This is a genomic window from Mesorhizobium sp. WSM4833 (assembly GCF_055811095.1).
In genome coordinates this window covers 278,290-291,211 of record NZ_JBVVQG010000009.1, presented here as the reverse complement: position 1 = coordinate 291,211, position 12,922 = coordinate 278,290, and the positions used below count along the sequence as shown (strand labels likewise).

Sequence of the window (12,922 nt, the reverse complement as noted above, 5' to 3'; positions counted from 1 at the left end):
AGCCCTTGACGAAAATCGGCACGCCTGTGAGACACAGGGGTGGGAACATTTGCCCCGTGGGTACATCTATAGTCGAAACACGGGATCGCGCGGCAATTTTGGTGGCAAAGCCATACTTCTTATCGGCCGCGTAAAGATCGGCGGACTTCTAGCTCACCAACTCGCGCAGTCCGGGGCAGTTACAGCAGGTGGTCCCCTAGTCCTTGCCGACACTGACGATTTACGCAGGGCAAATCTGGGAAGGCATCTGCTGGGTGTGCCCTACCTCCACTACAATAAGGCGGAAGCCACCGCCGATCGAGCCGTATTGGTTATGACGACCGTTGCGAGCATCGTCCCGCCGTTGCCGCCATTGGGCGAGCCGCCAATGCCGCCCTGGCTTGCCGAGTCATTGCCACCCGAAGCTTGCCTGCGCCGCCGGACCCGCCGCCAAACGAAAGATGGATGTTGCTGGCCACGCCGCCCTTGGCCTCGTTGCCGGAAAGGTCGACATTGCTGATGGTAACGGTTGCGCCTTCATTGATGAACAGCGCTCCGCCTGCATCCACGTTCCTACGGCTTGACCGCTTTGGTTCCCTTCTTCGCTTGCACGGCGATCGAGGGCCCATCCGGCGGCGGGCCTGTAACGGCCCTCTTCGGCGGCTCGGCGGCGGGTGTGTCGGGCGCCTGCGGCCCGCCGGACGTGAGGTTGACCGACACACCGTAGACTTTCCACTGCCGGTTCACCGGTTCGAACAGCAGCTCGAAATTGACCTGCAGCGGTACCGATGGGAAAAACCCCGCTATGTGCAGCATACCGTTCGGCTCGATCTGCGGCAGCAAGGTCAGTTGCGGATCGAGCACCGCGACGGCGCTGAAATCGAGCGCCTGCTTGCGCTGACTGGCGAAGATGTCGCCGAGCCCCGCGGCACTGTTGGCTTGAAAATTCGGTGAGCCGAGATCGCGCAGCACGGTGTAGTTGCCGGTCTTGTTGGCCTGGTCGAGCGCCAGCAGCGTTGTCCTGGTGAGGATCAGCACGCCGTTGCGGTCGATGCTGGCGGGATGGGCTGCCTTTTGCATCACCCGCTTGTCTCTGCTTTGCGCATGCGCGGGCTGCACAGGCACCGAGACGACCATCAGCGCGACGGCCAACGCAGCGAAAAAACCGCGGGCGCCCGGGGTCCGCCAACCGGGCGCCCGCCACTGAAAAGACACGATCTGCTGAAGCCCCAAAACCCCGTTCATGCCGGCCGCGTCAGTTCAGTGTCCATGAGGCTCCGACGCTGACGCCGACATCGCCACGGCTGGTTGTCGCCGACACGGCGGCGTTGAGGCGAAAATCCTCACTGGTGTTGTAGCCAAGTCCCAGCGCCAGGCCCGATTGCCCCTTGAAATGACCAAAGCCGCCAGCGATCGACAGTTTCTCAGGCCTGTCATCGTAACGCAGTCCCGCCGTCGCCAGGGCTAGCGCCGTACCGCCACGGGCTTCCGTGCGGTTTGCGCTGATCTGCTTGCCAATATCCTGGAAGCCGGATTCAAGCGCGCCAACGCGGCCGTCGAGCGCAGCAATATTGGTGGCATTGGTCGTTACCCTGGTGTCGAGATCCGCGATCTGCGTGGTGTGCGTGGTGAGCGTGTTGGTGTTGCTGGTGATGCGCGTCTCGTGATCGGCGAGTTCGGTGGTGTTGGCCGCGATCTGCGTCGTGTTGTTGGTGATGCGCGTCTCATGATCGACGAGCTCGGCGGTGTTAGCGGTGATCTGCGTTGTATGACTGTTTACCGTGGTGCTCAGATTGGTGATGTCGGTGCTGTTCTGGGCGACCTGTGCCGGCAGGCCTTCGAGGGTCGCGACATCGAATGTTGAAGCCGCCAGATTGCCGTCGCCGTCCGTTGTCATCAGATAGGTCGTGGCGCCTTGCGCGTCCTTGCTCGCCTGCGAATTGACGCCGGCCAGCGTGTAGGTGTTTCCGCCCGTGCCGATGGCGACCTGGTTGTCGCGCGTTGTCGATGCGCCTTGGCCGATCGCGGTGGAAGCCAAGAAATTGGCGGTTGCCCCAGCGCCCAGCGCGGTGGCGTTCAAGGCATTGGCGGTTGAGTTGTGACCCAATGCAGTGGCTTCGTTCTGCCCATCAGCCGCTACGCCCGCCTCGGCGCCCATGCCGATGGCCGTGCCACCGCTGCTCAGAAAGCCGATATCAAGTCCCGCTTTTGAATAGGCGCCCAGGGCAGTGCCCTGCGCCCCTGCCTCCGCATTATAACCCACGGCCGAGCCTTCGAGTTCTCCCACATACGCGTGCGGACCGACGGCTGTGGCGAAGGCAGCAGATGTCTGTGCCTGTCCTATAGGGATACTGGTATCATTGCCGCAGGCGAGGCTGTTGGAATGGCCAGTGTCGTGGCCGCCAGCGCACTCACCTGCCAACGCATGCCCTGGAAATACCGAGATGGCCAAAACCATCGCGCCGGCCAAAGCGGTGACGAGGACCGGACCGCCGCGCGAGCTGTCTTGCTCAGTCGCTTTCGCGTCTCTCGATGCGAGACGGAACCGCCTCCCATCCGACGGTGCGGCTGTCTCTAGTTGGCGCGGCGCGCCCGCCTGCTTGATCATTCTTGCCACCACGCCCAAAAACCCCCGATCAAATTGCCGATGTGTCGGGAGAGTGCAGACAAGGCGATGAAGCGAACAGTCGTCATATGCCGACTGTTCCTCGCTTTGTGAGGCCGCTACCTCCTTGTTGGGTCGGGTTGTTGCCGCATGGTCACATATTCATTTTTGCTAATTATCGATGAGGGGACCCGGTGGCGACATCATCGCCTTCAGCGACAATGCAACTTGCGCGAGAGCTTCCGTGTGTTAGGCTTCTTCACGAAACCTGATGGTCCCAAGGATCGGAAAGTTCCCATGGCTGACGTCACCATCGAAGCGGTCTCCGCCGTGGTCGGCCAGATTTATGAGGCGGCCTACGACCAGGAACGCTGGCTCGGTGCGGTAACCGGCCTGCGCGACCTGTTCAAGGCATCGCGAAGCTGTATCGCGCGGCTTGATCAGCGGGCGTTCAACGCGGTGGGGACTGTCGATGATCCGGGACTGTGTACTCCCGAGGCGGCGGCAGCACACATGCGGGATCCCATCAGCACCGTCGTGGCTGCGCTGCCGGTTGGCAACATCTATGACCGTGCACGGATAGCGGAAGACGGCGCCGACTTCCGCCGCCGTGAGCTTTGGCAGGACTGGATGAGGCCGCGCGACATGCATCATGGGCTCGCCTCGAATCTTCTCGCATCCAACGGCTCCTATTGGTTTTTCGATATTCACCGCGGCTCCAGGCAGGACGCGTTCGGTGCCGACGACATCGACCTGTTGCAGAAGATCGTGCCGCATATGTTGCGCGCCGGGCAGATCGGCCGGCGGCTGGAGAACACCTCGGCGTTGGCATCGGCTTTCTCCCACCTGCCCTTCGGCGTGTTCCTGGTCAACGGCCACCAGCGGATCGTTCAGATGAACGAGGCCGCCGAGGCAATGCTGGCGCGGCCTGACAGCCCGCTGAGGCTGAATGGCGGCACGATCGTCGCCTCCAATCCCCGGGATGCGCAGGAGCTTCAACAATTGGTCGCGGATGCCTGCTCGCTGCCGGACGGAGCCATGCCCGGACCCGGCGGAACGCTGATGGTGCCGTCGGATCACAAGCGCTCCGACCTGACGCCGCTGGTGCTGTCGGTTGCGCCCTTCGTCGACGCCCGCGCCTACGGTTTGGCCTCGGAACGGTGCGCGGTGATCATGGTCACCGAGGTCGCCCGGCGCATCCCCGATGGCTTCGAGACGCATGTCCGCAGCCTGTTCGACCTGACGCCGGCCGAAGCCCGGCTCGCAGCAACATTGGCATCCGGGCGGACGCTGAAGGAAGCCGCGGCAAGCTCGAGCATCACCGTGAAGACCTGCCGCACCTATCTCGAACGTATCTTCTCCAAGACCCGCACCCGGCAGCAGAGCGAACTGGTTGCGCTGCTCAAGAGCACCGAACCGCTTAGCGGGCGCGGCGGGTAGCCGGCTCATGCACAGCGAGCGTGCTAAGGATTTCGAGGCCAATGGCTGACGCAAACCTGGAAGCGGTGTCCGCCGTGGTCGGCCAGATCTACGAGGCTGCCTACGATCAGGAACGCTGGCTCGAGGCAGTGACTGGTCTGCGCGATCTCCTTGGCGGCTCGCGCTCCTGCATTGTGCGGCTCGATCCAACGACGAGCAACGCAGTTTCAACAGTTTATGATCCCGAGTTCGTTTCGTCCGAAGTAACCGCTGCGCACATGCGCGATCCCATCAGCGTAGTCGCGGCCGCCCTGCCTGTGGGCAAAGTCTATGACCGCACGCTGGTAACGGAAGGGGGCGCCGGCTTCCGCCGCCGTGAACTCTGGCAAGACTGGTACAGGCCGCGTGACATGTATCACGGGCTTGCCTGTAATCTTCTGGCCGCCAACGGCTCCTATTGGTTTTTTGATATTCATCGCGGTTTGAGGCAGGAAGCGTTCGGTGGCGACGACGTCCAGCTGTTGCAAAAGATCGTGCCGCACATGCTGCGCGCCGGGCAGATCGGCCGGCGGCTGGAGAATACGTCAGCGCTGGCATCGGCTTTTTCGCATCTGCCCTTCGGCGTGTTTCTGATCAACGGCCATCAGCGGATCGTGCAGATGAACGAGGCCGCCGAGGCGATGCTGGCGCGGCCCGACAGTCCGCTGGCGCTGAAGCACGGTGTGGTAGTCGCCTCCAATGCCGGAGATGCGCAGGAGCTTCAACGGCTGGTTGCCGATGCCTGCTCGTTGCGGAACGGCGCCATGCCAGGCACCGGAGGAACGCTGATCGTGCCATCGGATCACAAGCGATCTGATCTGACGCGGCTGGTGTTGTCAGTCGCACCGTTCGTCGATGCCCGCGCCTATGGCCTGGCGTCGGAGCGCTGCGCGGTGATCATGGTGACGGAGGTCGCCCGGCGCACTCCCGATGGCTTCGAGCTACATGTTCGCAGCCTGTTTGACCTGACACCCGCCGAAGCGAGGCTTGCAACGGCATTGGCATCGGGGCGGTCTCTAAAGGAAGCCGCGGCCCTTTCCCACATTACCGTGAAGACCTGCCGCACCTATCTCGAACGGATTTTCTCCAAGACCCGGACCCGGCAGCAGAGCGAACTGGTCGCGCTGCTCAAAAGTACCGAGCCGCTCAGCGGCCGTGGCCGGTAATTCCCGAACAAAAAATCTAACAGTCGGCATTTGCCGATTGTTCGGGGCCGCGTCTTTCGGCCAGATTTTGGCTAGGTTTGCAGTGGCCAGCCATGAAGTAGGGCAGGTCGTTGATGATGCGGGGCCAATCAATGATGGAAACCGGATACGTTGTCGCGGCCGGATTATTTCCGTTTGCCGTTTCCTATACGCTCGTGGCAATGCTGCCGGGTGCCAATTTTGCCGTCGTTGCGCAGGCCGGGCTGACCGCGTCGCGTGCTACGGCGCTTTCCGCTGCCGCCGGTATCGCCCTTGGCGCAAGTTCGCTGGCGGCCGTCGTCGCGACGGGGGTCGGTTCATTGCCGCACGAGGGCATCGCGCATCAGATAGCCGCCAGCCTCTACGGCGCACTGCTGGTCCTCATTGGATGGAACTCGATGCGGCGAGCTTGGTCGATCAAGACGGGACCGGATGAGCCGAAACCGGTCGCAAACGTTCGGCACTTCCGGCTGGGTTTTGTCACTGCGGTGGCAAATCCCGCAACTGCAATATTTTTCGCCTCTTCAACGCTGAACTTAAATCTCCGCGGGGCGACTTACCTAACCGTGGTCGCATTGGTGTTTGCCATTGCGATCGCCTGGTTTGGTCTTCTTGGCCTTTGCATTTCCCAACCTGTAACACAGCGGTTCTACAGACGTTTCCGAAAGCATGCGGATATCGTCCTGGGAGGTGCCCTGGTGGCGCTCGGCTTCGCCGCGCTTGGGTCGTTGAAGGGCTAAAACATGTAGCGGTGTCTGGACTGGACAGGGTCGCGCTCACTGCAATTTGCTAGGACGGCAAGCGACGACCGGGCCGCACTCGCGCCATCGGCGATTAGCGACGCACTCCCGACGATCTCCAGTCCCCGAAGATCGGCTCGCCTGCGCGGTTTAATAGAACGGCGAATATGGCTCCCGGTCCGCTCGTGTGAAGACGGAGATGGGCTGGTCAATCCGCGCGACAACGCCCGCTCCGAAATTAATCCCAGTTCCGTCGCAGACACCAAATATGTTCGACCGCGTTCCGATCAGCACATTGACCGGTTTCCCGGCTTGGACGGGGTATGTGCTGTTGTGAATGAAAAGGACGCCGGTTGCCTGCAGCGTGTCATGCGCATTGCCGTTGCTGCTCGCTATCTCGACATAGTCGCGCCCTGCGAATGAATTTTGTGTCCAGATGCCGACAACCCCTTCCACCGAGAGCCAACCATTCGCCCAACCGTCCGCGTCGCGCGGAGAGTATTGTGTGAACAGGCGATAGGTAAGTGGGTCCGATAGCCAGAAAAGCGTTACGTAGCCGTCGATATCAGGCACATAGGTGAACCAGACGCCGGTTTCGCTCGCAGCCCACAGGCCATCCGCATCGTATGGGTCCAAATTGTTGGCGCTGACGAAATCCATTGACAGGGGTACCGGATCAGTCACGGCGTGATCGAAGAGTTGGGTGAGCGTCCAGCGCCCATTGTAGTTGAACCACTTGTCGAAGTAGGTTCCTCGAGCCACCGAGCTCAGGTCGATGATCTGTCGCTCCCCCCGTTCGACCGGACCAAAAGGAACGGGGTCGAAGTCCGGCAATTTGAGGCGCGGTATCATGACTGTGCTGGTCGCCGGTCGTGGCGACAACTTGCCCAGATCAAGCATGGATCCTGCTTCGCCAACCGCCGAACGCACGTTCCGCGCGATCAGATCCGTTCGATATTCTCGCCAATAGTGCCCGGACCGGATCTTGTCGAACGCGACCATCTGTTCGATCAGATCGTCGACGTCTTTGGCGGACCGTTTGGGCTTGGAAAGGAAAGCGTTCTGATGGCCAAGCAATTGCTTTCGCGCCTTGGCCTCACCTTCCAGAATGTCCGCGTCGAACGGCAGTTTACACCCCTCTGTTGGCGTAAAGCCGCTTTCATGCTTCGTGTGGAAATCGCCCATCGACTTGACCATGCTGCCTCCATCAGTCTCTGGCTAATCTTGCAACCAAGGTGACGGCGCTTCCTGATGATCGCCACCTCTCGCCGTCAGAATTTCACCGCGAGATCGAGCTTAGCGCCATTGTCGACAGCGCCACCGCCGAACTGTCCCGAATAGGACAGGGCGAGCGTCGCATTGGCCGACATTTTGAGGTCGATGCCGGCCTCGATCACGGCGCTGTCCGTGGCGATCGGCACGCCGGCGATGGTGAAGGCATCGCTGCCGGCAAAGGCGACCGTCGACAGCGGCGTGGTATCGCCGAAAGCGTGCCGCCAGCCGAGCATGCCGCGCGCTGTCGCATTGATGTTGCCGAGCGCAAAACCGGTCGAGCCGCGCAGGCCGAGCGTGGTGAAGGTGGCGTCGGTGGTGGAACCCGCGCTGGTCAACGCTGCCGCGCCGCCCTTTTCGGTAAAGCCGTCGGTGTGCACGCTGACATAGGCGAGATTGACGAAGGGCTCGAACTTGAAGCCCTCGGCATCGGGCCCGCTGCTACCGACCTTGTAGGCAAGTTCGCCGAAGATCTGCGCGGTGCCGGCGTCATAGTCGGCCGAAAGTTGATCGGCAAATCCGTTGAAGGCGACCGAGCGTTTTGTCGACAGGCTGCTCCAGCTGTAGGCCGCACCGGTTCGGAAAGCGATGGCGCCCCAGTTGGTGCCGCCATAGAGACCGAGATGGGAGTTGTCGGCGTCGCCCCTGGAGCTGCGATCATCGGCATCGAAGTTCGCATGGCTGTAACCGCCAAGCAGACCGACACGCCAGCCGCCCACCAGCGTGTCGGCGCCCGCCAGCAGGCCCCCCGTCGAACGATCGAAAGCGGCGGCGTTGCCGTCGCTGTCGGTGTTGCCCCAGGACCCGAAAGCCTGGCCCCAGACGGCAAAGCGATCGGTGTCGGCGGCGACCATCTCGGGGCCACCCTCGCCATAGGCCATGACGGGAAGTGCTGCGGTGCCAACATCGCCGAAGGCGGCGCGGACACGGCTGGTCGCGGCATCGCGGACGAAGCGGCTGTCCTCGACCAGCATGCCCTTGGCCGAGGCATGGATTTCGCCAGACAGCTGGTCGAAGACAGTGCGTGCCTCGGCATCGGTGGCCAACCCGGCGACGGCGCCGAACACAGCCCCGCTAGTCAGCCTGTCCAGCCCTTCGCCCGTGGCGATCTGGTTCGGCGTCAGCCCGGCATCGGCGAAGTCACGCACCTTGGCCACGTCGAGATAGGCGTTGTTGGCGTCGTAGGTGTCGGTCACCGACAGGAATGCGGTATTGGTGACGCCGGTCACCGAACCGAATTCGCCGGTCAAGCCGCCGTCGGCGGTGAGCACCTTGTATTGCGCGCCGACTTGCAGGTTGCCCACCATATGGACTTCAAGAGTGGAACCGGCAGCCAGCGTCGTCGTGCCAGTCGAGACAAACTTGTCCGATTGATTGAGGCCCCCGATATCGACCGCATAGATCGAGCTTCCATCGAACTGCGCATTGCCGCTCGTGTTGAGCACATCGCCGGCGAAGCCGTTGACCACCGTCGTGCGGCCTTGATTCACGAACATCGCCAGGTTGGTGAAGTTGGTTGTCGCGATACCGCCCACTCCGGCAGCATCGACGATGCTCCCGGGACCATTGGTCATCGTGTCGCCGCCGCCGCCGCCGCCGAAATCGCTGGTGCCGCCCGCCGTGCGCCAAGTGCCGTTGTTGTTGAATGTGTCAGCAGCAGCGCCAAAGGTCACCGTACCGGTGATGAAACCTGCGTTGGCAAGGACGAACGGCCCGCCGGTGGCCACGAGCGCTGAGTCGGTCAGCAGCCCGGAGCTGTTGCGGATCGTACCAACCGACGTATTGGTGATGGTGCCGCTGGAACCCGTCACCGTCACACCGCGCGCTACGCCGCTGGCCGTGCCGGCAACATTGACGTTCACCACGCCGGCGCCGGTTGCCTTGATGCCTTCGGCGGCAGTGCCGGTGACCGCGCTGTTGGCAGTCACCGTGACCGTGCCGGTGCCGCTATTAGTCGCTTCGATGCCGGTCAGGCCCGACACCGCGCCGGTGGTCGTCACACCAACTGTGCCGGCGCCCGCCGCGTTGGTCTGACGCGCGATGATCGCCGTATTGCCCGTTGAGGACACCGCGCCGGCGTTCACCAACACACTGCCGCCGGTGGTGCGCGCGTAGACACCATTGCCCGACGTCGCGGTTACCGGACCGACCGTCTTCACCGTCGTCGAGCCGGAGCCTAAGTTCTCCGCGTCGACGCCGAATCGTGCGCCGATGGCACCATTGGCCGTCACGTTGATGTTGCCAGTTGCGGCAGCTGGGAAGATCGCGGTGACGATGCCGGCATTGCCCGACTTAATGTCGCCGTTCGCCAGCGCCGTGACATTGCCGGTCGTCGACTGCGCCTGGATATCGATGGCGTCCTTGCTGCCGGCCAGCGCCGTTACCGCGCCGGTGGTGACAGTGATGGCGCCGCCTGCGGCGGTATCGCGCACCACAATGCCTTTGCCTGCCATCGAGCTGCTGGCGCCTGAGATGTTGACGCTGACCGTGCCGGAACCATTGTTGAGGATGTTGGCTGCATCGCCGCTGCCGCCGGCGAAACCGCCGGCGCCGGTGACCAAGATATCGCCAGCGCCGCCGGTGCCGGCGATCAGCTCCAGGCCATCGGTCGCGCCGGTCACCGTGTTGGCGGCATTCACTGTCACTGCGCCGCCGCCGGCCGCCAGAATGCCCTCGGAGAGGGTGCCGGTGATCATGCCGGCCGTGGTGACGGTGATCGCGCCCGTGCCGCCAGTGGTCGCGGCGATGCCCCTCGTGCCAGAGACATTGCCTGTGGTCACATCGACCGTGGCCGCAGTCGCTGCGAAGACCATTTGGGCGGTGATGCCTGCAAACCCGGTGGCGGTGACGTCGCCCGCAGTCACCTTGATATTGCCGCCACTGCCCTGCGCAAAGATGCCGCCACTGCCGCCGCCAGTCGCGGTGACCGGACCAGCCGCCGTCACCGTGAGCGTGCCCCCGCCCAAGTTTACGGCGGAAATCCCGCTGCGGCCATCGATTGCGCCGTTGGCCGTCACGTCGAGATTGCTGGTCTCCGACCGGGTCTGCACGTCGATTGCGGTTCCGGCCAGCGCGCTCACGGCACCTGTGGTGACGCCAATGTCGCCGCCAAGGGCTGTATCGCGAACGTAGATGCCATGGCCGCCGGTGGAGTTGCTCGCGCCCGCAATGTCGACCGTGAGGGTGCCGGCGCCGTTGTTGAGGATGTTCGCCGCGTCGCCGGTCCCGCCGACGAAGCCGCCGACGCCGGTCACCGAGATGTCGCCGCCGCCGCCGGTCCCGCCGATCAGGGTCAGGCCGTTGGTCGCCCCGGTCACTGCCTCGAGGACGCTTACGCTCACTGCATTGTTACCGGTCGCCACAATACCCTCGGCGAGGGTGCCGGTGATCGTGCCGGTGGCAGTGACGCCAACCGTGCCTGTGCCATTGTTGGTGGCCACGATGCCCGTCGTGCCGGAGACATTGTTCGCGCTCATGTCAACCGCGCCCGCGCCAGCTCCGGCGTGCCAGGCTACGATCGCCGTGTTGCCGGTGGCGGTGACATCGCGCGCTGCCACTATTACATGGCTGCCGACCGATGCGGCAAAGATGCCGTTGCCGGTGGTCGCGGCAATTGGACCCCCTGCGACCACCGTCGTCCTGCCCGTGCCGAGATTCTCGGCGTCGATGCCGAACCGGGCGTCAATCGACCCATTGGTGGTCACCTCGATATTGCCGGTTGCCGCACCTGGAACGATCACCGCCACCAAACCGGCGTTACCCGCCTGAAGGTCGCCATTGGCGGTCACCGCGATGTTGCCGGTCAGCGACTGGCTCTGCGCATCGATCGCGTCCTTGCCAAACGCCAGCGCGCTGACATTGTTGGTCTTGACCGAAACGCCGGTGCTGGTCGCTACGTCGCGGACGGTGATGCCTTCGCCTGTTGCCGCAGAGACACTTGCGGCGATGTTGATGTCGACCGAACCGGCACCTCCCGTCTGCGCCGCATCGAAGGCATTGCCGGTGCCGTTGTTGATGATGCTCCCACCCGTGTAGGTGATCACGCCGCCGGCTGCCGAGAGCGAGAGCGCCGCGGTGCCGCCAGCTGTTGGCATGTTGCCGGCATCAATGCTGATCGTGCCATTGTTGGTGACGTTGAGACCACCGGCGCCAGTGTTGGAAACTGCGAGGCCATTGCCGCTTACCGTCGTTCCTGCATCGATGTTGAGGATGATCGGTGTTGCGATGGCACCAGAGTAAGCTCGGTCATTGGGCGGGTTATCAGGATACGTCGTGTCGATGGTGGTGGTATTGTCGCATTGGATCGTGGCGCCAACAACGAAGCAAGCCGACCAGGCCTGTCCCGGTGCCAGCAGGGTCGCGCCCGCAGCTGCGGCAACGCCAACAGCGGATCGCAGTGCAAGCCGGCTCACTTGAGAACGCAGCTTCCACCGCAAAGCCGAATTCGTGGAAGCCTTTCCCGGAATCGAAGGCGAAAGAACAGCCTGCCTGTGCCCGATCATTCTTGCCATCACGCTCAGTTCCCGTCGAATTCTCGAATGCGGCGGAGACTGCGGCCAAGGCCGTGGACCGAACAGTCGTCATATGACGACTGTTCGTCGGTTTGTGGGTAAGCAATAGATTGCTGGCCGGCTTGTTGCCGGCTGGCCACATATTCTGTTGTGCTAATTATCGACCAAGGTGAAAATAGTGGCAGGCAGAGCTGACGCCACCCGTCAGAGCTCTGTCCGCACAATGCCTACGCCCCTTTCAACAACGCCACGAGCCGGCTCTGCCGGCGGCTTCCGGTTTGGCGAATATTCGCTCCAGAGAGACCGGGTGATCTGCGCCTCGACTTCGCGTGCGGCTCCGGCTCGCTGCTGCTGAACGTGCGCAAGCGCATGGGGCCGCACGGCATCGGCAGAATCTACGGGCAGGAAAAGAACATCACCACCTACAACCTCGCGCGCATGAACATGCTGCTGCATGGCGTGAAGGACACTGAATTCGAGATCTACCACGGCGATACGCTTTCCAATGACTGGGACATCCTGCGCGAATTGAATCCTGCAAAGAAGCCTTCCTTCGATGCCATTTGTGGCCAACCCGCCCTTCAGTTTGCGCTGGGATCCGACTGAGGCGATGGGCGACGATGTGCGGTTCAAGAACTATGGGCTGGCGCCCAAGTCGGCCGCGGACTTTGCCTTCCTGTTGCACGGTTTCCACTACCTGAAGGATGAAGGCGTAATGGCCATTATCCTCCCCCACGGGGTGCTGTTCAGAGGTGAGGCGGAAGAGCGCATTCGAACCAAGCTGCTGAAGGACGGTCACATCGACGCCGTCATCGGACTGCCCGCCAACCTGTTCTATTCGACGGGTATCCCGGTCTGCATCCTTGTTCTGAAGAAGTGTAAGAAGCCCGACGATGTTCTCTTCATCAACGCAGCCGAGCACTTTTTGAAGGACAAGCGTCAGAACAAATTAGGGGATGGCAAGAACGGGACAACGGACCATATCGGCAAGATCATCGAAACCTACAAGTTCCGTAAGGAGGAGGACCTATTCCAAGCGCGTCAGCATCGATCGTATCGCCGACGAGGGTCACAACCTCAATATTTCCCGCTACATCAGAACGGCTGAGGATGAGCTCGAAATCGATCTAATAGCCGCCAATGAAGACTTGGTCAGAAGCAGTTCGCGCAGCG

General features: G+C 62.5%; 9 protein-coding genes. 5 read left to right on the top strand and 4 right to left on the bottom strand.

All coding sequences use genetic code 11. The features are described from left to right. Positions 1–552: 552 nt before the first annotated feature. On the bottom strand, positions 553–1,059 hold the full coding sequence (locus AC0L2D_RS20525; protein WP_245268661.1) for a hypothetical protein: 507 nt from the start codon (positions 1,057–1,059) through the stop codon (positions 553–555). 175 nt (positions 1,060–1,234) lie between these two features. Beyond that, a complete protein-coding gene (locus tag AC0L2D_RS20520) occupies positions 1,235–2,587 on the bottom strand; it encodes a YadA-like family protein (RefSeq protein WP_013525343.1) in 1,353 nt (450 codons plus the stop codon). A gap of 294 nt (positions 2,588–2,881) precedes the next feature. Between AC0L2D_RS20520 and AC0L2D_RS20515 the strand changes: the two genes are divergently transcribed. From AC0L2D_RS20515 to AC0L2D_RS20505, 3 genes are all read left to right on the top strand, one after another. Beyond that, the gene (locus AC0L2D_RS20515; RefSeq protein ID WP_013525342.1) at positions 2,882–4,024 is read left to right on the top strand and encodes a helix-turn-helix transcriptional regulator; all 1,143 of its coding nucleotides are present in this window, start codon (positions 2,882–2,884) and stop codon (positions 4,022–4,024) included. Positions 4,025–4,098: 74 nt separating this feature from the next. Beyond that, a complete protein-coding gene (locus AC0L2D_RS20510; protein WP_244507013.1) occupies positions 4,099–5,208 on the top strand; it encodes a helix-turn-helix transcriptional regulator in 1,110 nt (369 codons plus the stop codon). 131 nt (positions 5,209–5,339) lie between these two features. Beyond that, a complete protein-coding gene (locus tag AC0L2D_RS20505; protein WP_164778385.1) occupies positions 5,340–5,966 on the top strand; it encodes a LysE family transporter in 627 nt (208 codons plus the stop codon). Positions 5,967–6,116: 150 nt separating this feature from the next. Here the strand turns inward: AC0L2D_RS20505 and AC0L2D_RS20500 are convergent, their stop codons facing one another. Beyond that, positions 6,117–7,163 carry a hypothetical protein gene (locus AC0L2D_RS20500; protein WP_013525339.1) on the bottom strand — a complete coding sequence of 349 codons (1,047 nt, stop codon included), beginning with the start codon at positions 7,161–7,163 and terminating at the stop codon, positions 6,117–6,119. Between the two features lie 74 nt (positions 7,164–7,237). Further along, the gene (locus tag AC0L2D_RS20495) at positions 7,238–11,650 is read right to left on the bottom strand and encodes an autotransporter domain-containing protein (protein ID WP_164920107.1); all 4,413 of its coding nucleotides are present in this window, start codon (positions 11,648–11,650) and stop codon (positions 7,238–7,240) included. 456 nt (positions 11,651–12,106) lie between these two features. On the opposite strand from AC0L2D_RS20495, the gene AC0L2D_RS20490 reads away from it, so the two are divergent. Together AC0L2D_RS20490 and AC0L2D_RS20485 are read left to right on the top strand one after the other, a co-directional pair. Further along, positions 12,107–12,355, top strand: coding sequence for an N-6 DNA methylase (locus AC0L2D_RS20490; protein WP_198032133.1), 249 nt, complete (start codon positions 12,107–12,109; stop codon positions 12,353–12,355). A 4-nt stretch (positions 12,356–12,359) separates the two neighbouring features. Beyond that, positions 12,360–12,857, top strand: coding sequence for an N-6 DNA methylase (locus tag AC0L2D_RS20485; protein WP_366216727.1), 498 nt, complete (start codon positions 12,360–12,362; stop codon positions 12,855–12,857). Positions 12,858–12,922 lie beyond the last annotated feature (65 nt).